The 20941-nt window shown below is 39.6% G+C and carries 22 protein-coding genes; 4 read left to right on the top strand and 18 right to left on the bottom strand.

Going from position 1 to position 20941, the window contains the following annotated elements; translation table 11 throughout:
* Positions 1-27: 27 nt before the first annotated feature.
* Entirely contained in the window at positions 28-921 is an 894-nt protein-coding gene (locus AX663_RS02800) for an ROK family protein (RefSeq protein WP_060972620.1), read from the bottom strand.
* Positions 922-1036: 115 nt separating this feature from the next.
* Here AX663_RS02800 and gloA point away from each other — a divergent pair, with 115 nt between their 5' ends.
* Positions 1037-1432, top strand: a complete 396-nt coding sequence (gene gloA / locus AX663_RS02795; RefSeq protein ID WP_002891517.1) for a lactoylglutathione lyase — start codon at positions 1037-1039, stop codon at positions 1430-1432.
* Positions 1433-1473: 41 nt separating this feature from the next.
* Here gloA and AX663_RS02790 read toward each other — a convergent pair whose 3' ends face one another.
* The 8 genes from AX663_RS02790 to folB form a co-directional block, all read right to left on the bottom strand.
* Positions 1474-2373, bottom strand: coding sequence for an SPFH domain-containing protein (locus tag AX663_RS02790; protein WP_002891518.1), 900 nt, complete (start codon positions 2371-2373; stop codon positions 1474-1476).
* A gap of 189 nt (positions 2374-2562) precedes the next feature.
* The gene (locus AX663_RS02785; RefSeq protein WP_060972619.1) at positions 2563-3630 is read right to left on the bottom strand and encodes an ABC transporter substrate-binding protein; all 1068 of its coding nucleotides are present in this window, start codon (positions 3628-3630) and stop codon (positions 2563-2565) included.
* On the bottom strand, positions 3623-4402 hold the full coding sequence (locus AX663_RS02780) for an ABC transporter permease (RefSeq protein ID WP_037598343.1): 780 nt from the start codon (positions 4400-4402) through the stop codon (positions 3623-3625). The genes AX663_RS02785 and AX663_RS02780 overlap by 8 nt, the downstream gene beginning before the upstream one ends.
* Complete coding sequence (locus tag AX663_RS02775; protein ID WP_048673786.1) at positions 4399-5193, bottom strand: ABC transporter permease; 795 nt, start codon at positions 5191-5193, stop codon at positions 4399-4401. The genes AX663_RS02780 and AX663_RS02775 overlap by 4 nt, the downstream gene beginning before the upstream one ends.
* Positions 5177-6331 carry an ABC transporter ATP-binding protein gene (locus AX663_RS02770; RefSeq protein WP_002884517.1) on the bottom strand — a complete coding sequence of 385 codons (1155 nt, stop codon included), beginning with the start codon at positions 6329-6331 and terminating at the stop codon, positions 5177-5179. The genes AX663_RS02775 and AX663_RS02770 overlap by 17 nt, the downstream gene beginning before the upstream one ends.
* 46 nt (positions 6332-6377) lie before the next feature.
* Positions 6378-7280 (bottom strand): UDP-N-acetylmuramate dehydrogenase, encoded by a 903-nt coding sequence (gene murB, locus AX663_RS02765; RefSeq protein WP_060972618.1) that lies wholly within the window; start codon positions 7278-7280, stop codon positions 6378-6380.
* A 189-nt stretch (positions 7281-7469) separates the two neighbouring features.
* A complete protein-coding gene (gene folK, locus AX663_RS02760) occupies positions 7470-7961 on the bottom strand; it encodes a 2-amino-4-hydroxy-6-hydroxymethyldihydropteridine diphosphokinase (RefSeq protein WP_060972617.1) in 492 nt (163 codons plus the stop codon).
* Complete coding sequence (gene folB, locus AX663_RS02755) at positions 7958-8317, bottom strand: dihydroneopterin aldolase (protein ID WP_060972616.1); 360 nt, start codon at positions 8315-8317, stop codon at positions 7958-7960. Before folB ends, folK begins: the two co-directional genes overlap by 4 nt.
* Positions 8318-8540: 223 nt before the next feature.
* Here folB and AX663_RS02750 point away from each other — a divergent pair, with 223 nt between their 5' ends.
* A complete protein-coding gene (locus AX663_RS02750) occupies positions 8541-9992 on the top strand; it encodes an alpha-amylase (protein WP_013991013.1) in 1452 nt (483 codons plus the stop codon).
* A 36-nt stretch (positions 9993-10028) separates the two neighbouring features.
* Here AX663_RS02750 and folP read toward each other — a convergent pair whose 3' ends face one another.
* From folP to AX663_RS02705, 9 genes are all read right to left on the bottom strand, one after another.
* Positions 10029-10829 carry a dihydropteroate synthase gene (folP, locus tag AX663_RS02745; RefSeq protein ID WP_060972615.1) on the bottom strand — a complete coding sequence of 267 codons (801 nt, stop codon included), beginning with the start codon at positions 10827-10829 and terminating at the stop codon, positions 10029-10031.
* Between the two features lie 8 nt (positions 10830-10837).
* Positions 10838-11401: a GTP cyclohydrolase I FolE gene (folE, locus tag AX663_RS02740; protein WP_002884345.1), complete on the bottom strand. Its 564-nt coding sequence runs from the start codon at positions 11399-11401 to the stop codon at positions 10838-10840.
* Between the two features lie 145 nt (positions 11402-11546).
* Positions 11547-13391: an APC family permease gene (locus AX663_RS02735; protein ID WP_002891530.1), complete on the bottom strand. Its 1845-nt coding sequence runs from the start codon at positions 13389-13391 to the stop codon at positions 11547-11549.
* Positions 13392-13457: 66 nt separating this feature from the next.
* Entirely contained in the window at positions 13458-14720 is a 1263-nt protein-coding gene (locus tag AX663_RS02730) for a bifunctional folylpolyglutamate synthase/dihydrofolate synthase (RefSeq protein ID WP_037601596.1), read from the bottom strand.
* 162 nt (positions 14721-14882) lie between these two features.
* Positions 14883-15131, bottom strand: coding sequence for a KH domain-containing protein (locus AX663_RS02725; RefSeq protein WP_002884680.1), 249 nt, complete (start codon positions 15129-15131; stop codon positions 14883-14885).
* Positions 15132-15142: 11 nt separating this feature from the next.
* Positions 15143-15415 (bottom strand): 30S ribosomal protein S16, encoded by a 273-nt coding sequence (gene rpsP / locus AX663_RS02720; protein WP_002884675.1) that lies wholly within the window; start codon positions 15413-15415, stop codon positions 15143-15145.
* A gap of 164 nt (positions 15416-15579) precedes the next feature.
* On the bottom strand, positions 15580-16959 hold the full coding sequence (locus AX663_RS02715) for a hypothetical protein (RefSeq protein WP_037598350.1): 1380 nt from the start codon (positions 16957-16959) through the stop codon (positions 15580-15582).
* Positions 16960-17070: 111 nt separating this feature from the next.
* Entirely contained in the window at positions 17071-18249 is a 1179-nt protein-coding gene (locus AX663_RS02710) for a sensor histidine kinase (RefSeq protein ID WP_037598353.1), read from the bottom strand.
* 311 nt (positions 18250-18560) lie between these two features.
* Positions 18561-19298, bottom strand: coding sequence for a LytR/AlgR family response regulator transcription factor (locus AX663_RS02705; protein WP_021143758.1), 738 nt, complete (start codon positions 19296-19298; stop codon positions 18561-18563).
* A gap of 213 nt (positions 19299-19511) precedes the next feature.
* On the opposite strand from AX663_RS02705, the gene AX663_RS02700 reads away from it, so the two are divergent.
* Both AX663_RS02700 and AX663_RS10920 read left to right on the top strand, forming a co-directional pair.
* Positions 19512-20585 carry a peptidase gene (locus tag AX663_RS02700; protein ID WP_231724205.1) on the top strand — a complete coding sequence of 358 codons (1074 nt, stop codon included), beginning with the start codon at positions 19512-19514 and terminating at the stop codon, positions 20583-20585.
* Entirely contained in the window at positions 20582-20782 is a 201-nt protein-coding gene (locus AX663_RS10920; protein ID WP_231724204.1) for a matrixin family metalloprotease, read from the top strand. Before AX663_RS02700 ends, AX663_RS10920 begins: the two co-directional genes overlap by 4 nt.
* The last annotated feature ends 159 nt before the right edge of the window (positions 20783-20941 follow it).

Raw genomic sequence — 20941 nt, 5'->3', positions numbered from 1 at the left:
TTATCAGCATTTGATTTTAGTATCCGTTTATTTCTGCTTAAGAAAATAAGCTGCTCCAATCAGATTAGCTCCATTATGATGATGACAGGCCACAATCTTCGGACGTTTAATAATTTTACCAATAAAGTCAATCTCATGGTGAACCTTATCAAACTGGCGGTTGACCTCCTCGATAAGAATAGGCTGGGCTGAAATACCACCTCCAATAACAAAGGTTTCCATATCAAAAATGGTTTGAAGATTCAAAATGGTAATGGCTAAGTTACGGCAATAGCTTTCAAAAAGTGGATAGACCATTTTATCTCCTACATTAATTGCCTCAAATGCGGCTAAACCATTCTTTAAGTCAGAGTTACCTAACACTTCATTAATTTTGGTAATTAAACCTACAGCTGACAGAGTCATGCCTCGCATCAATGAAGGCTCAACTTTTTCCATTTGAACTGGTAAAATAAAGGTCAACTCGCCCGCTTGAAAATGACTTCCTTGAAAAAGTTTACCATTAATTATAAGTCCACCACCAAGACCTGAACCCAAAACAAGGGCTGCACCATTGGTCACTCCTTGCAAATGACCTGTGGCTAGCTCTGCCAAGGCTGCCGCTTTACCATCATTAAGAGCCATTACAGGCAAATGGTACTTGGCTTCAAGGACCTCTTTAATACGAAAACCATGGAAAAATCTCAATAAGCCACCATGATAAATGACACCCTCCTCAGTATCAACCGTCCCAGGAACACTAATAGCAACACCTGATAGCTTGGCTTCAACTGAAGTGACTATATAATCAATAACATCAATAGCTTGGTCAAAGGTTTGTGGAGATGACTGCGTCGGCAGACTTTTTTCAATGGCAAACTCCTCCGAAACAAGTGCGGACTTCACCTGTGTTCCTCCAAAATCAATCGCTAAAATCGTCATAATCATCCTCCACAGATTGTTTTTCGTCATTATAGCATAAAATAGCTAATAGTAGAAAAAACGGTTTCAAAATGCTATCATAAACTTACAGAATTAGATAAAAGGAGTATCTCACATGACTAAATTTCTACACACTTGTGTCCGTGTCAAGGACCTAGAAGCCTCACTTAAATTTTATAAAGAAGCTCTTGGTTTCAAAGAAGCTCGTCGAAATGATTTTCCAGAATATAAGTTCACCCTTGTCTACTTGCAACTCGAAGATGATCCTGATTACGAGTTGGAATTAACCTACAATTATGACCACGAAGCCTATGATTTAGGAGATGGATACGGTCATATCGCTGTTGGTGTCGATGATTTAGAAGCTACACACCAAGCTCACAAAGAGGCTGGATACACTGTTACAGACCTCTCAGGTCTTCCTGGTAAACCAAAAATGTATTACTTTATCACTGATCCAGATGGCTATAAGATTGAAGTTATTCGTTTGGCTCAATTCCTAGAAAAATAAATCAAAAAAGTCAGATCGTATAGATCTGGCTTTTTTTGTGCTTAATTTTTATTATCTGCTTTCAAGGCTGACAAAATTTGGGTACGAATATCATCCACACCGTTTGGATTATTTGGCAAGAATAAGGTTTGATTTCCTTTCGCCGCAAAAGTATTAAGGGTATCCAAATATTGGTTAGTCAAGAGAATAGACATAATCTGCTCTTCAGACATCCCCACATTAGCCTCTTTTAGTTCTGCAATAGATTCAGCCAATCCATCAACAATAGCCTTACGTTGTTGGGCAATACCAACACCATGAAGACGATCTTTTTCAGCTTCGGCTTCGGCTGCTGTGACAATCTTGATCTTATCAGCTTCTGCCAATTCTTGGGCTGCTACACGCTTACGTTGGGCAGCATTGATTTCGTTCATAGACTGCTTAACTTCAGCATCTGGTTCAACTTTGGTAATCAAGGTCTTAACAATGATATAACCATAAGTTGTCATTTCTTCTGCTACTTGGTGTTGAACCTCAAGGGCAATCTCATCCTTTTTCTCAAAAAGCTCATCAAGCGTCAATTTAGGAACTGATGAACGAAGGGCGTCCTCAATGTATGATTTAATTTGAGCCTCTGGACGCATGAGTTTATAGTAAGCATCTGTAACATTTTGCTCATTTACACGATACTGAGTAGCCACATTCATCATAACAAAGACATTGTCCTTGGTCTTGGTTTCGACCACAATCTCACTTTGAAGCAAACGTAGTTGAATACGAGCTGCAATTTTATCGATACCAAATGGCAAACGCATATGGATACCACTCGTTGCGATTTTTTGATAGCGTCCAAAACGTTCAACGATAGCTACTGACTGTTGACGTACGACATAAAGCATACTGATGAGAATTCCCAAGATAATCAAGAATGAAATCAGTAAAAAGAGAAATGCTGCTTGCATGTTAAGTCCTCCAAAATAAACATTAAAAATTTCTTTGTTTTATTATAGCACAGTAATACAATTTTTCAAGAAAAATAGTATATCTTTTTCAAGCACTTGGACAATCAGAAAAGAGGCTGAAACACTAGCGTTTCAGCCTCTCGTATTTTTTTGACCGATTTTAGAAGCTAAAGGTCAAAAGGTAACTTTTTATTTACGATACATCTTAACTTGAAGGTAAATATCGTTATAAATTCCAAGCCATTTTTGACCTAGGTTATTATAGACTTCAAGGTTTTTAATGGTTGATTCTGATGGGTAAAAGGCCTTATCATCCGTAATACTCTTTGGAAGTAAGGCTTTGGCTGCCTCATTAGGTGTCGCATAACCGATATATTCAGCATTTTGCGCTGCATTTTCCGGTTTAAGCATGAAGTTAATAAAGGCATAGGCTTCCTTCTCATGCTTCACAGTTTTAGGAATCACTAGATTGTCAAACCAAAGATTTGAGCCTTCTGATGGGACAACGTAACGTAGGTCCTCATTTTTATCAAGCATCTCACTGGCTTCCCCTGAGAAGGTTACTCCAATAGCCGCATCACCTTGAACCATGTAGCCCTTCATCTCATCACCAACAATAGCTTTGATATTTGGTGTCAGACTATTAAGTTTAGTTTCAGCCAAACGTAATTCAGTCATATTCTTCGTATTCAAGCTATATCCCAGGCTATTAAGTGAGAAACCAAGGACTTCTCGCGCGCCATCAACCAGCATAATCTGGTTTCTGTATTCGGGTGACCAAAGATCGTTCCAGTGCTGAGGTGCTTTTTTCACCAATTTCGTATTATAGACGATTCCGACTGTCCCCCAAAAATAAGGGATAGAATAGTCATTATTAGGATCGAAACTAAGCCCCTTAAAACTTGAGCCAATCTGATCAAAGCCATGGATTTTAGATTTATCCAACTTCACCAAAAGGTCTTCCTTGACCATTTTATCAATGGTATAGTCTGACGGCACAGCAATGTCGTATGTCGTACCACCTTGCTTAATCTTAGTATACATAGCTTCGTTGGAATCAAAAGTTTCATACTGGACCTTGATTCCTGTTTCTTTAGTGAACTTGGTCAAAAGATCAGGATCAATATAATCACCCCAGTTATAAATAACAAGCTTGTCCGACACATTTCCTGTACGACTTTGCATGTAGGCAGAAATTCCCCAAAGGCAGAAAATAATTGCTAAAATCCCTGCCAGAAATTGATAGAGTTTACGCATCGTGCTCCTCCTTTCTCTCCTTGGTAATCATATAATATCCAATGACTAGAAGAATAGAGAACAAGAAGACAACCGTTGATAGGGCATTGATTTCCAAGGAAATCCCTTTACGGGCACGTGAGTATATTTCCACAGCAAGTGTTGAAAAACCATTCCCCGTAACAAAGAAGGTTACTGCGAAGTCATCCAAAGAATAGGTAAAGGCCATGAAATAACCAGCGATAATACCAGGTGTCAAGTATGGCAACATAACCTCACGTAACATCTGCCATTGGGTCGCACCCAGGTCATAAGCTGCATTCACCATGTCTCGATTCATTTCCTTGAGACGTGGTAAAACCATGAGAACCACAATTGGGATTGAGAAGGCAATGTGACTCAACAAAACCGATACAAAACCGAGTTGGAAACCAATCAAGGTGAAAAGAATCAAGAAACTCGCACCAATCATGACGTCCGGTGCAACCATGAGTACGTTATTTAGGGATAAAATCCCAGTCTGTTGCTTCTGTTTGCTCTCATAGATAAAGATAGACCCAAAGGTACCAATAATCGTCGCCAGAAGAGCACTAAGGAAAGCTAAAAAGAAGGTTTGAGCCAGAATTAACATAAGTCGGCTATCTGAAAACATGCTCTGGTAGTTATCCAGAGTAAAGCCAGTGAAGCTATTCATATCGCCACCACTATTGAAAGAATAGGCGATTAAATAGAAGATTGGCAAATAAAGGATAACAAAGACAAGAGCTAAATAGAGATTTGCAAATTTTTTCATTGACGTCTCTCCTTTGTTAACCACATGGTCGCAATCATGGCAGCAATAAGAACAACACCAATGGTTGCACCCATTCCCCAGTTTTGTGTCGTGAGGAAGTGCTGTTCAATAGCTGTCCCTAGGGTAATCACTCGGTTCCCACCAATCAAGCGTGTCAGCATAAAGAGGCTGAGACTAGGAATAAAGACAGACTGGACACCAGAGCGTACCCCATTGAGCGATAAAGGAAAAATAACCTTGGTAAAGGTCTGCCAATCATTTGCTCCCAAATCTTTACTCGCATTCACAATATTTTCATCCAAATCATCCAGTGCATTGAAAATCGGTAGAATCATAAAGGGGATTTCAATGTAGCTAGCCACGAAAATGAAGGAGAAATCCGTAAAGAGAATTTGCATGGGTGCAATCCCAAAGAAGCCGAGAAAGGCATTGATACCACCTTGTTGCCCAAAAATCCCCATAAAGGCATAGGCTTTCAGAAGGAGGTTGACCCAGGTTGGCAAAATGACCAACATCAACCAAAGTTGCTTATGTTTTAGTCTGGTTAAAAGATATGCCGTCGGATAAGAAATGAGAAGGGTTACCAGAGTAATGATGGCTGCATAAAGAACCGAGTTAAAGCTCATCCTTAAGTAAGTCCAACTGGAAAAGAAGGTACCATAATTGTCCAAAGTAAAGTTGCCACTGATATCAAAGAAAGACTGATAGAGTAGCATGAGCACTGGAGCAACCACGAAGAGTAGGAGCCAAAGGAGGTAAGGAACCGAGAAGAGGCTAGCTGTTTTCTTCATAGCGCTCCTCCTCAATGGCATTAATCAAGCCATCTTCATGCTCTTCCACTTCCACATATTCTTCAATACGAGCATCGAATTCTTCTTCTGTCTCATTAAGACGCATGATATGAATATCCTCAGGCGTAAAATCAAGACCGATAATCTCACCCTCAATCGCCTTACGGGTTGAATGAATCATCCATTCATTACCAAGATTGTCATAGGCAATGATTTCATAGTGTACCCCACGGAAGAGCTGAGTTTCCACGCGAACTTGCAATTTGCCTTCCTCAGGAAGTGTAATCTGTAAATCTTCAGGACGAATCACCACTTCGACAGGTTCATTAGGACGCATTCCTCCATCAACAGATTCAAAACGTTTCCCATTGAACTCAACCAAATAGTCCTCAATCATAACGCCTGGTAGGATGTTAGATTCTCCAATAAAGGTTGCAACGAAGTGATTGATCGGTTCGTCATAGATATCAACCGGAGTTCCTGATTGAACAATTTCACCATCATTCATAACAAAAATCCAGTCCGACATGGCCAAGGCCTCTTCCTGGTCGTGAGTGACAAAGACAAAAGTAATCCCTAAACGTTGTTGCAATTCGCGCAACTCGTATTGCATTTCAGTACGTAGTTTCAAATCCAGTGCTGACAAAGGTTCATCCAAAAGGACTACACGGGGTTGGTTAATAATCGCACGAGCAATAGCCACACGTTGACGTTGACCACCTGATAATTTTTGAATCGAGCGCTTTTGATAACCATTTAGTTGAACCATCTTTAAGGCTTCTTCTACACGCTCTTCAATTTCCTTTTTAGGCACCTTTTTCAATTTAAGGGCAAAAGCCACATTGTCAAAGACATTCATATGTGGAAAGAGGGCATAAGATTGGAAAACGGTGTGGACATCCCTTTTATTGATAGGAATATCATTGATACGTTTTCCATCCAAAAGGACGTCACCACTGGTCGCATCTAATAGACCTGCAATGATGTTCAAAATCGTTGATTTACCAGAACCAGAAGCCCCAAGAAGGGTATAGAACTTACCTTCTTCTAGTTCAAAGTTGATGTCTTTTAAAACTTGTGTGCCACTGTCTTCAAACACTTTTGAGACATTTCGAAAGGCAATAATCGGATTAGTCAATTGTCATAAATCCTCCATAGATAGCAAATATAGGGATAGGGTTTTATTAGTTTAATTCGTCGCCAATGATACGTACTTCAGGCTCTAGTGTAACACCTGAATTTTCCTTAACCTTAGCGATAACATCTGAGATAAGGTCTTCATAGTCTTTTGCTGTTCCTTGATCGACATTGACCATGAAACCAGCATGCTTAGTAGACACTTCAACACCGCCGATACGATGTCCTTTGAGGTTAGCTTCCATAATCAGCTGGCCTGCAAAGTGACCTGGTGGGCGTTTAAAGACCGAACCACATGAAGGGTATTCAAGAGGTTGTTTAAGCTCTCGCAAATGATTAAGACGATTCATCTCATTCTTGATTTGCTCGTAGTCTCCTGGTTTGAGGTTAAATTTAGCTGAAATAACCACTTCACCTGTTTCTTGGAGCACCGAACGACGATAACCAAAACGCATATCTCTTGCATCAATCGTACGAATATCTCCGTCTTTTGTAAGAACCTGAGCAGAAACCAAGATATGGGCAATCTCACCACCATAGGCACCCGCATTCATAAAGACGGCACCACCAACACTACCTGGAATCCCCGCTGCAAATTCAAAACCAGTCAAACTTTGGAAACGAGCCACCTTGGTTGTCGCAATCAAATTAGCCCCCGCTTCAGCTTCAATTTGATAACCATTAACTGCAATACCATTCAGTCTGTCAAACATAATCACAAAACCTCTGATACCACCGTCACGGACAATCAAATTACTGGCATTACCGAGCACCATCCAAGGAATGTCATGCTTATTAGCAAATTTGACAATACGAGAGAGTTCATAGCGGTTACGTGGAAAGGCCAAATAATCCGCTGGACCACCAACCTTGGTATATGTATAACGTTTTAAGGGTTCGTCGAAACGAATATCAATCCCCACTAAATCTTCTTTAAGTTCATCTAACATGTTATTTTCCATACTTTTTCTATACATTTATTTCTTTGTAGGTATCGTGATAGACTTCCCCATATTACTATCACTACCTAAAAATGAGTTAGTATTTTTCCCTAAAAATAAAAAGAAAAATACGGCAAAAAGCCAAGATTAATTATAGCAAAAAATCCCCATCTTGACGACAAGGAATTTCACGCAAAGCTAGTCCATAACTTCCAATTTACGGACATCACTAGTGTTTAATTGACTCAAATATTTTTTGTAGGCTTGGCCAGTTTTAGGGTCAACCAAATCATCTGCTATTTCTATCAAGGGAACCAAAACAAAAGCTCTCTGACTCATATAAGGATGGGGCACTTTAAGGTGCTCAGTCTCCCAGATTTCCTGCCCATATAGAAGAATATCAATATCTACTGTCCGAGGCCCCCAATGCTCATGACGAACGCGGTCAAGATTTTTTTCAATTTTCTGGCAATAACTTAATAAGGTTTCAGCCGGCAACTGAGTCTCTAAGAGCAAAGCAAGGTTCAAAAAATCAGCCTGTTCTGTCAGTCCCCAAGCAGCCGTTTCATAATAGGAAGATACTGCTTTAACCTCTGTCTCAGGTAAGTCATTCAAGGCCTCCACAGCTTTTTGGAGATAGTCCTGACGATCACCCATATTAGATCCCAAACTCAAATAAACTCTTGTCATCGGCTACGCTCCAATTCAATACCAACACTCTTATAATGCCCATTAATTGGTGGATTTTCCTTGGTAATTCGAACTTTAATAGATTGAATAGGTGCAAATTGTTCAAATAAATCCTCACAAATCGCACCCGCCAAACGCTCAATCAAAATGTACTTTTTATCTTCCACTTGTTTTTGCACGGCTTCGAAAACCAAACCATAGTGAACCGTATCATCTAGATTGTCACTCTGTGAAGCCCTAGTTAGATCAACAGTCAATTCCAAATCAACCACAAAAATTTGCCCTAGGGTCTGCTCCTCAGCAAAAGCCCCGTGATAACCATAAAAACGGCAACCATTTAAAATAATTTTATCCATAGTTTCTCCTTAAGACACTATACTCTTCCTTATTCTAACACAAAACAGTTGAAAAGTTGGTCTCTAATTAGTATGATATTTTAGACAGATCTGAAGTTAGTGCATTTACACTTTATGCAATCGATTGCATAAATCTTCTGATTTGGTAAAATATAGGCACAGGAGCTAAAAAGAGACTCCTGAATTATAAGCAAGACTATCTCAACTAATAAGGAAAAAAACTATGACAAATCAAACCGCAATGCAATATTTTGAATGGTATCTCCCAAGTGACGGTCAACACTGGAACAATTTGGCTGAAGATGCCCAACATTTAGCAGACCTAGGCATCAGCCACGTTTGGATGCCACCCGCTTTTAAAGCTACAAACAAAGATGATGTTGGTTACGGAGTCTATGACCTCTTTGACCTTGGAGAATTCGACCAAAAAGGAACAGTTCGCACCAAATACGGCCTCAAAGAAGAATATCTCAATGCTATCAACCAACTCAAAGAAGTTGGTATTGTACCTATGGCCGACGTTGTGCTTAATCACAAGGCGGCAGCGGATAAACTTGAGACCTTCGAAGTGGTCGAAGTTGACCCAGAAGACCGTACCCAAGAGATTAGCGAACCATTTGAAATCGAAGGCTGGACACATTTCACCTTTGACGGACGCAATAAAGCCTACAACGATTTTGAATGGCACTGGTACCACTTTAACGGAACTGACTTCGATGCCAAACGTAATAAAAGTGGTATCTATCTTATCCAAGGTGACAACAAAGGCTGGGCAGACAACGACTTGGTTGACAACGAAAATGGTAACTTCGACTACCTTATGTATGCCAACCTAGACTATAAACACCCTGAAGTTATTGAAAATATTTACGAATGGGCAGATTGGTTCGTTGAAACAACAGGCGTTCAAGGGTTCCGAATGGATGCTGTTAAGCACATTGATTCTTTCTTTATGCGCAATTTTATTCGCGATGTCAAAGAAAAACAAGGTCAGGATTTCTATGTCTTTGGTGAATTTTGGAATGGTAACGAGGAGGATAACAATACCTATCTTGAAAAGATTGAAAAACGTTTTGACCTCGTCGATGTTTCCCTCCACAACAATCTACACAACGCTAGCACAGCGGGAGCTGATTATGATTTAACAACAATTTTCGATCATTCCTTGGTCAAAAATCATCCTGAACATGCCGTGACCTTCGTAGACAACCACGACACTCAACGCGGACAAGCTCTAGAATCTACTGTTGAAGAATGGTTTAAACCAGCTGCTTACGCTCTCATCCTTCTCCGTGAAGACGGTCTTCCTTGCCTATTTTATGGTGACTACTATGGTATTGAGGGTGAATTTGCCCAAGAAAATTTCCAAGAGAGCCTAGATACCTTGCTCTACGCTCGTAAAGACCTAGCTTACGGTGAGCAAACAGACTACTTTGATGATCCAAACTGTATCGGGTGGACACGCTCTGGCAACGAAGATGGGGCTCCATTAGCTGTAACGATTTCTAATGATGCTGCTAACAGCAAGTCTATGGAAATTGGTAGTGATTGGGCTGGACAAGCCTTCTATGACATTCTTGGAAACTGCTCTGATACTGTAACCATTGACGAAGACGGATGGGGAGACTTCCCAGTTTCTGAAAAATCTGTCAGCGTTTGGACAATTCAAGACTAAGAAAAAAAGCTCAGTTGAACTGAGCTTTTTTTAGTATCATAAAATTCCTGAAATAGTCTTAACGATATCATGATTGACGTCAACATTATGTACACGGACAATCTGACATCCTTTGGTAACTGCATAGCCAGATAAGGCAGCTGTCCCCTGGTCGCGATCCTTAGCTTGAGTATTCCCACCTAGTAGGTAGTCCACAACTCGCTTACGAGAAATTCCAAAAAGAACAGGATAGCCCAAGGCAACGACCTTGTCCAAGCCTTTTAGCAGGTCAATATTGTGTTGGACATTTTTAGCAAATCCAAAGCCTGGATCAATCCAGATATTGTCCTTGGCCACACCTGCTTCCAAGGCAGCCTGGGCACGTTGACTGAGGAATGTACAGACATCTTCTGTGACATCATTGTATACTTCTTCTTTTTGATTATGCATAAGGATAATCGGCACATTCTTTTCAGCTGCTAAAGCTAACATCTGACCATCATAAAGTCCAGCCCAGACGTCATTTAGAATATCTGCACCTGCTTCAAGAGCAGCTCTAGCAGTGGCTGTCTTATAGGTATCAATACTGATGAGCACATCATATTTTGCCTTGATAGCCTGAATAACTGGAACGATACGAGCAACCTCTTCTTCCTCAGTAACAAATTCTGCCCCTGGTCTTGTAGATTCGCCACCGACATCGATAATAGCAGCCCCCTGGGCAATCATGCGCTCAACCTGAGCCAAGGCATCCTCTACTGTGTCAAAATCGCCACCATCTGAGAAAGAATCAGGGGTGACATTCAAGATTCCCATAATACAGGCCTTACCTGTAATCTCATGTTTACCGATAAACATCTTAACTCCTAAAAATCACGCATCAATGAAAGAATTTCCTTGCGTTCTTCACGGTCTTCTTTATAAAGGCCCTTAGCGACAGTTGTGATTGTCTTACTTCCTGGTTTCTTAATGCCTCGCATAGTCATGCACATGTGCTCTGCTTCAACCATGACAAAAACTCCTCGAGGATTCAGAGCTTCTTCAAGTGCTGTAGCAACTTGATCTGTAAGACGTTCTTGCAACTGCGGACGACGAGCAGCTACTTCAACCGCACGCGCTAATTTGGAAAGTCCTGTCACCTTGTCTCCACTTGGCAAATAAGCCACATGGGCCTTACCATAAAATGGAACCAAATGGTGCTCACACATAGAGTAAAAAGGAATATCCTTGACAAGGACAACTTCGTCATGAACTTCTGAAAAGACAGCTGTAAATTGATCCTTAGGATCTTCATTTAGACCTGAAAACATTTCAGCATACATCTTAGCCACACGTTTTGGTGTATCCAAAAGTCCCTCACGCTCAGGATTTTCACCTAGAGCTTCCAATAGTTGATAGACTGCTTGTTCTACTTTTTCTTGATTTGCCATAATTTCCTCTTGCAACGTTATAATACTATCTATTATACCTTATTTTGCTGGATTTTTCTTGCAAAAAATAAGATTTCCTAGCTACCTAAATCTCAAAAAAAGCGAAGACCACCTTTCATATAGAGGTTATCTTCGCTTATATTTTTTAGTCTTTCAAGTGGTAAGAATAAGATGAAACAACAATATTCTCACGCCATTTGAGATAATATTTCAATCGTAAACTCATTTGGTTGTGAAGCATGGTTTGCCATGATTTTTTAGGTACAAACTGAGGAATCATGACTGTCAGAGTCGCATTATCCTTCTCAGCTTGAGTGGCGACCTCGTCCACATACTGAATGGTTGACTGAGTGATTGAGCTATATGGTGATTGGATATGAACCATCTCAATTTCAGGGAAATATTTTTTAAACTCTTGTTCAGTTTCCTTGTCCTTGTTCTCTGTATCTTTAGTAGATACATGCATGGCGATAACCTTGTCACCAATAGAACGTGCATAGGAAATAGCTCCGATATTAGCCTTGGTAACATTCCCAACAAGGATAAGAACAATATTTCCTTGATAATGGTGTTCTTCTACCGCTCCATCAATACGCAACTGTTGAGCAACACCATTATAGTGTTTTTTAATCTTAAGGAACATCCACATCAAGATTGCAATAATCGGGAAGAATGGCCAGATATCTCCTAAACGGAAAAGGAAGAGAATGAGAACGATAGCATAACAAATGAGGGCACCTAAGATATTTGCTAAAGAGTGTTTCCAGAATCCCTTACCATATTCACGAATCCAATGGACAACCATCCCCGTTTGAGAAAGAGCAAATGGAATAAATACACCGATGGTGTAAAGCGGAATCAACCGTTCCGTATTTCCTCGGAAAATAAACAAAAGGGTAATGGCACCAATTGCAAGTGTCAAGATCCCATTAGAGTATCCCATACGTGCACCTTTTTCAAGATACATGTGAGGCATGTATTTATTTTTCGCCATATTAAAGGACAACATCGGAAAGGCTGAAAAACCTGTGTTAGCTGCTACTGCAAGAATCATAGCAGTAGAGAATTGGAAAATGTAAAATAGAATACTACCAATCCATGATTGACCAAGAATTTCTCTAGCCATTTGTGACAAGATAGTTACTCCTGCATGAGGTGTAATACCTGTCCACCAGTTGAGGAAGGTAATTCCCGCAAACATAGCCCCCAAAATGCTAGACATGATAAAGAGGGTTGAAGCTGCATTTTTGGCCTTAGGTTTTTGAAAGAAAGGCACCGCATTAGAGATGGCTTCTACCCCTGTCAAAGAGGCAGAACCTGAGGTAAAGGCCCTTAAAATAAGAATCAATGACACACCTGTAATGGGTTGTCCTAAATGTGCTGTGGCTGCGTAAGGCATATGACCAGTTAAAATTTGAAAGAAACCAAATCCCAACAAGAACAGCGTCGAAACAATGAAGAGATAAACCGGTATCATCAAAGATTTTGCCGACTCACGCATTCCCCTAAGATTCATAACCATCAAAACAAGCACCAAAATCATTGATATCTCAAGATTGAAAGGATGAAGGAAGGGAAGGGCTGAAGTAATGGCATCTGCACCTGAGGCCACTGAAACAGCAACTGTCAACATGTAATCGACCAAAAGACTGCCACCAGCTATCAAGCCAAACTTAGGAGACAGATTTTCCGTCGTTACCATATAGGCACCACCACCTTGGGGATAGGCCTTGATAACCTGTCTATAAGAGATGGTAAGGCTGGCCAAAAGGACGAGAACCAAAAGCCCAATAGGGATTGACCACCAAATAGCCGCACTAGATACAGCTGTCAGAACCAAGACGACTTGCTCTGGACCATAGGCGATAGATGAGAGTGCATCACTCGACAACATGGCCAGGGCCTGAATCTTGGACAATAAGTGTTCATCACCACTATCATCATGAGTTAAAGGTTCACCGATTAAAATGTTTTTCAGACGTTGAAACATTGCGATCTCCTTGCTTTTAAAACATACGATGGTTATTATACGCCCCTAAATGTCATCTTTCAAGTCTTAAACATCACTTGCCTGCTCTAAAACCCATTTTCTGACCTGAGAAATAAAGTATAGAGATCCCGTAATCACATAAAGTTTCTTATTGTCAGTCGTTACATGTTCTTTAATCCATGTTTTGAAATCTGGTACCTGCTTATAAACTTCTGGGTATTTATCTAATTTAACACTGTTTGGATAGTCAAAACTCGTTACAGTTAAGTCACCAACCGATTTTAGTTGAGCCAGCATACCATCAATAGGCTTAGTGTCAATAGCCGCAAAGAGAAGCTCAATCTCCTTATCTGCATGTTCTGATTGCAGCAAGTCAATCAAAACTTTAACACTCTCATTATTATGAGCACCATCAATCATGAGATTAGGTCTTAAAAATTCTGTTCGACCTCGCCAATTGGCATGAGCTAGTGCGTCCTTTATGAGTTTAGGAGTTACTTTAGGATAATCTTTTTGAAGCAATAAAGAAGCCATAATAGCTAAACTAGCATTTGCTACTTGATGTTGACCAGCCATGGCCAAGGCTATATCATCTAACCTTTGCTCCCCATAGGTAAAATCAAAGGAATGACTAGACCCTTCAGCTGTGAAATCTCTCCCCAATTCATAGGTCTTGGCCCCTTCTTCACGCGCCTTTTTCTCGAAAACATCTCTAACATCAGTACGGTCAGTCGCATAAATAAAAGGAGCCCCATTCTTCAAAACACCAACTTTTTCTGCTGCAATTTCAGCATGGGTATTTCCCAAAATAGCCTGATGGTCCAAACCAATCGAAGGGCAAAGAACTGCCAAAGGCTTAAATAGATTAGTCGAATCATGAAGGCCGCCCATTCCAGCTTCAATGAATGCGATATCAACAGGATGGACCTGACCAAAATAGAGGAACATCAGAACTGTGATAATTTCAAACTCTGTCGCATTTTCATGCTCTGTCTCTTTTGGTAGACGTTCAACCACAGGCTTCACACGACTAACCAAGTCAAGTAAGTCCTCTTCTGAAATCATCTGACCATTAAGAGAGATTCGTTCCTTGAAGTCAATAATATAGGGCGAGGTAAAGGTTCCAACTTCATAGCCTGCCTGGGTAAAAATTGTTTGTAGGGCATTGACTGTAGACCCTTTGCCGTTTGTTCCCACGATATGCACAGCCTTGAGATTATCTTGTGGATTTCCCAATTCTTTAAGCATCCAAGCCATACGCTCCAAGCCAGGCTTGATGCCAAATTTTAATTGTCCATGAATCCAATCCAATGCTTCCTGATAAGTCATAATTACTCCTTTTTTGGCTAATGCTTCAACTTAGTCATTAAACTGACCTTTAAACTAGATTCCTAGTTTTTCCTTGAGCTTAATGAGTTGACATTCTTATTATACCAAAGACTTCTAGTCTATAACCAAAATATGCAAAAAAGGCAACCCTAGGGTCACCTCTTAAGCTTTCTCTTTTTCGTCAATAACAAGACGAACTTTTTTACCTTGAGTAGGTACCGAATAGACAATCGCTCTTATCGCCGTAATAGTACGTCCTTTTTTCCCGATAACACGCCCAATATCGGCTGGGGCAAGATCAAGATGGTACTCCAAAAACTCAGGACCGTCAATGATTTTGATGGTCAACTGATCTGGTGAAGCAATTAAAGGTTTAACGATAGCGATAATAAGATTTTCAATGGTATCCATAGGCTAAAAAATTATTTTGAGAATTTTGATTCGTGGAATTTCTTCATAACGCCTTCTTTTGAAAGGATGTTACGAACTGTATCTGAAGGTTGTGCACCTTTAGACAACCACTCAAGAACACGCTCTTCTTTAAGTGTTACTTGGTTTTCTTCAACGAGTGGGTTGTAAGTACCAACTGTTTCGATGAAACGTCCATCACGTGGAGCACGTGAATCTGCAACGTTAATACGGTAGAAAGGTTTTTTCTTAGAACCCATACGAGTCAAACGGATTTTTACTGCCATTTTTAATATCTCTTTTCTTTAGTTTTTTTATTATGGTGAGGGCTCTTATCGCCCCTCGACCTTAACTAGTATACCATATAATTTTTATGTGTCAAGAAAAAAACTTGACAGACTTGAATTTTCTACAAAAAAAAATTAGAGTTTGACTCTAACTTCCTTTTAGACTATTTCTTAGTTGTGGTCTTATGATTTTTTTCATAAGCTACTTTTGCTTCAGCATATTGAGCTTCTAAACTCTTAGCCGCTGCCTTTGACACTTTCTCATAAGTATCACGACTAGTCAACTTGCCATCCTCGTTGTATGTAGAAACAACCAAGGTATCTTTATTTACAGTATAAGACTTGGTGCGTTTTCCTTTACGGTAGAGTCGGTAGTTATCTACGTTATCCGAGATATAGTAATCTACTAGATTCTTATCTGCATTTGGATAAAGTTGCGAGACAACTTTAGTCAACTCACGCTTAAATTCTGAAACTTCTTTAGTATAGGTAATAGATTTATTCCACTGATCAACAACTTGATATTCCTTCAAATAATCTGAAGCTGTAAAAGTAGGCTGCTCCTCCTCACCTTTTTTATAGAAGTAAGAATGCGTTTGTAAATTATTAGAATGATCAACTTTAAGGAAAGAGACGTAAATTTCATCTTTATCTTCATGTTCTTTCAGAGCATTGGTTAACTTACCAGAATTTTCGTCCAAGACCTTAGACGATTTTAATTCCCAAGTTCCCTCAATGTTCCCCGAAGCATTACGCCAAAAACCGTATACACCACCGACAAGCAACATCAAAACAACAGCAACAAGACTAGAAATCAAGGCTCCTTTGCCCCAATTTTTGGCCTTTTGCGACTTTTGATTAGCGTTTTGAATCGTTTCTAGAAGACGAACCTGACTTTCCAATCTCTTTTCCAACTTGGCAACTGTCTGTTCTTCCTTAGATTTAGCTTTGGCAGCTAGCTTTTCGGCTTTTTTCTTATCACGAGCAGCTTGACGAGCAATCTTCTTAGCTGCCTTTTCTTCCTTACGATCAAGTTTTGTCAAATCCTCAGATAATCCAAGATGCTGTGCTTGGTTACTGAAAACTGGAATAGCTTGATTAGGTTCATTCGAGGTATTAACAGAATGATTTCCTGCATCTGGACGAGTTGGCGCATAACTTGCCAAACGTTCCTTAGCCTCTGCGACGCGTTTGCGCTGTTCCTCTTCCTTTTGAATATCCTCAGCCTGACGGCCCGACTGAATGGTTCTTACTTGACCAACAGTCTCTTGAGATAGGGCCTTTCTCTTTTCCTGGGCCGCATTTGCCATAGCTTCTTGCGCGTTGTCACGCTCTTTCTGAGACTGAGCTAGGGCTCTGGCGGTTGCGGTTCCTTCTTCAAACTGTTGGTCAGCTGCTGATTCACCTTGATCAGCTACTTGGTTAGCCTCTGTACCTTCAGAGAGAACAAACTCTCCTCGTTCCAAGGCCTCTTTGAAGTCGATTGGTCTTGGTTTTCGGCCATTAACAGCCTCAAAGTACTCTAACCATTCGTCTTTCAACATAATAAATCCCCCTGAATTAAAAAACACATGATTAACTTCCCTATTTTACCATACTTTTTAACATAAAAATAGGGATTAACAAGAATTCTAAAAATTCTTATTAAGTCCCCATTAATTTTCTTTTGGTGTAATAGACAATAACTGGACAAAACGGTGTTGTGCTGATTCCGTTTCAAGCGTGACGTTGTCGTATCTGAAGAGAATCTCCTCGATATTTGCTAAGCCCAAACCACGACCTGTTCCTTTCGTTGAAAATCCTCTTTGTTTCAAAGGAGCTACATCAATAGAAGCTTCCTTAGTTGAATTTTCAACAACAATAACTGATTGATTTTCCATCTTAAAGATAGCAATAGATAATTTTGGTTTATCTGCTAATACAGTAGCTTCAATAGCATTATCACAAAGAATTGATATGATTGTAATCAAGTCGAGTGGACGCATATCTGTGAAGAAGACCCCCTCTTCAACCTCCACATGACATTGAATACCTTTATCAAAAGCCTCAGCCACTTTAGATGATAAAAGACTCTTAAGTGGCATATTGGTCACACGAGTTAATTTTGCCAAATCAAACTTTTGCTGCTTCAAATCTGATGCCGAATCTTTCAAGACACTATCATAAATCATCTTGATTTGATCGATGTCTTTCATCTGGATGGCTTCATTAAGCGAAATCATAACATTAGTATAGTCGTGACGGAAACTGCGTAGCGTTTCGTAAAGACTTTCGACCTGCTCAGAATACTTCTCTAAATCATCCAAGTGACGTCGATTTTCTTTTCTACGCTCATTTTCAAAGAATTCATCTGCATATTTATTAACCTTGTAAACAGCATAAAAAATAGCTACAAACCCCACTAAGGTTATCACATGTCCAGCATAGTACAAGGCAAAAAATCGCGAGGCCACGACGACAGAATAGTTCAAAATCACATAGCCAATCAAGATAAAGTTAGTGAAAAACATAATCCGACCAAATTTACGATCTCGCTCTAAGACCCTCAAATATTTAAAATCAATGTTAAGGAGCTTGGATAGAGCGACAAATGTTGGAATAATTAAAAGGTCAAAGAAAATGAAATAAAGATAACTTCTGTTTAGAAAATCCGATGTGATGCCGAACCCTGGCATCAGGAAGTAGGCATAACCATTAAAAATCAACAGATAGAGAACTAGAGGATAGAAGGCATAAAAAGCCAACATATTGGTGGTTCTCTCCTTGCCATAGAAATAGGCATAGAAAAGAAGGTAGAAGGGTGTCATAAAGGACAAACCGACATTATATGACATCCCCAGTATTCCCCCTATACATTCAACCAGGAACGCAATAGGAAGGATTATACGTGGTACCTTGACCAAGCTGGTCCTTTCGTAAATCCACTGTATGACAATGAAATGCAAAAGATATTCTAATGCAATTTGCAAATTGAGCATCATTTAATGGTTAGCCACCTCCTTCTAGTCATCTCTAAATATACGGCAAAAAGCCATAACACTATTCTATCACAATTCCTGATAATAGATGAGATAAAATTAAATAATTATCTCGAATTTCAGAAAACTTTCAATAATGATTAGAGAAGAAGGGGAAAATCTAAGACCTAACGATTTTTCAAACGTTCCAAAAGTTCCTTTTTACGTGTCCGCGATAGGAGGCATGACTCATTTTCCTCAAAGAAGACCATATTAGCTGTACGATCCACACTTGTCACATTATTCACATTGACAACAAAAGAGCGGTGCGTTTGGAAGAAAATATCATCCAATTTTGCTACTTCTGCAATTTTCCCATAGAATTCCACTAGGTTTGACTTGGTATGAGCGATTAACTTATGTGGCACAGGGGCTGTCTCAATGTATAAAATATCATCATAAGGAATATTAACATCATTTTTATCCGTTTTAACAGTTAGACTCTGTGCCTTGGTTTCTTGCTCAACCTGTGAATAAGCAAAATCTAAAAGTTCTACTAAAGCTCTCTTAAGATCCACATCTTCCATGGATTTATCGACAAAATCTAGAGCTTGAATCTTATAACGGAAGGTCAAGGGCATAAACTCCGAGTAAGCTGTAACAAAGGCAATTTGTGCTTTCAAGTCTTCCTTACGGATTTCAAGCCCAATATCTAGTCCCTGCTTAGTTTGATTTTTAAGGTCAATATCCAAAAGATAAACCATGGATTTACCCGAACCTCTATCAGCATCTAACAATTCCTGACCCTGTTCATAAAAAGTAATCCCATCAACAACGGCCTTCGACTCCTCAACTGCTTCGTCCAATAAACGACCAACACGATGACGCTGCAAGGCATCATCTTCAAGGACGATAATAGAAAGCATCTTATATCCCTCTTTCTTTCTAATATACTTTAATATACCTATCTAATATTTTATCATAATTAATTGGATAATATTCCTTTTTTTACAGCATAAAGTCTTTTTATCTCACCTAATTTCATTTATAAAACAATTGTTATCTCATTGTCACTTTATATTCATTTTTAGGTGTTATCATGAGAACTGTTTTTGTTTTAAATTAAAAAGGAGAAAGTTATGTTACATTCTTTTAAAACGCAAGGGACTAAGACAAGGACCTTGTTGACCCTTGCAACTGTCGGTATCATTAGTGCTTTTCTTGTAGGAAGTCCTCAGCATGCCTCTGCGGATCAAACCTATGTTTCAGATCCTAATCAAACTCTGACATTTTCCGAACTTGAAACAGGTACAACTACAAATACCATCGCTCAAACAGGTGTTTCTACTGAAACACCTACTACTGTGACTACTATATCACATACCTCTGTGGATGATCTTCATACACATGAAAATGACTATGAACAAACTCCCACAAACACTCCAACTTTTGAGGAATTGAAACAAAATAGTCAAACAGCTAGCAGTACTGTCGACAGCCAGACTGGAAGCAAAACCTATGAGACTAGAATTCCGACAAATACAGATAGCAATCATAAGGCTGTAGAAAACCAGTCTGAACCAAAGACAGAAACTGTCGCTCAAGCACAAACCTGGTCAAAAGATGGTGCCACATGGGTTTCAACAGAAATTAATAATGGTAATGTTCATAAGATTCTATCTACTTATATTCCAAAACCATTAACACCTTCTACAAAACCAACGACAACAGCTACACCAAAACCTAAACAATCAACTCCTGCTGTTAGTCAACCTAAGAAACCAACGACTGTTGTAAACAAACCAGCGACTTCTACAACGACACAACCTAAGAAGCCAACAACGACTGTCACTAAACCAACAACTCCTAAAGCTACTCCTATCCAACCTGCTAAATCAGTGGACCGAGTTGCTCAAGTATGGCAAAAGAATAACGAACTCGTAAAAGAGAATTACGATACTCCTCACTGGTCAAGTAAGGAAGCGACGGTTTTCATCAATGCTAAAAATCCTGAAATCGTGAACGCCTACAAACAGGCTATCACTTCTTGGAATAACACTGGTGCCTTTAATTTCTTGCTCACTAACGATAAACAAAAAGCCAACATCATTGCTGATGAACGTTATGAAGGTAATGTGGCAGCTCCTCTTGGAGTTACCTACTCTACTTACTACCTCCAACTAAGCAATATAGTAATGCTACTGTTTACTTGAACACCTTCCATGTTCAAAACAAGTATTACCAAAAGAACGGTGGGAAACTCCTTAACACTGCGCAACACGAATTAGGCCACTCAATTGGACTTGAGCACAACAGTGCTGTTGCCTCTGTAATGGAACCTAAAGGTGGTAAGACAAGTATCCAACCAGTTGATATTAACAATGTTAAGAAGCTCTATAGCAAGATTTAAGTTCTTACACCATCACTATAATTTATAAGCAGACCTATCAGGTTCTGTTTTTTTTATACAAGTGAGATGACCATTCAAGACCAGAAAATGACTGTTCATGATTTTTTCTTACATATTTTAAAGATATGTAAAGTTTTCTCCATTTTTTTTGGTAAAATA

This window comes from Streptococcus sp. CCH8-H5 (assembly GCF_001556505.1).
In the GTDB taxonomy this organism is placed as follows: domain Bacteria; phylum Bacillota; class Bacilli; order Lactobacillales; family Streptococcaceae; genus Streptococcus.
Note: the sequence above shows the minus strand (reverse complement) of the source record. Positions and strands in the feature narration are given on the sequence as shown.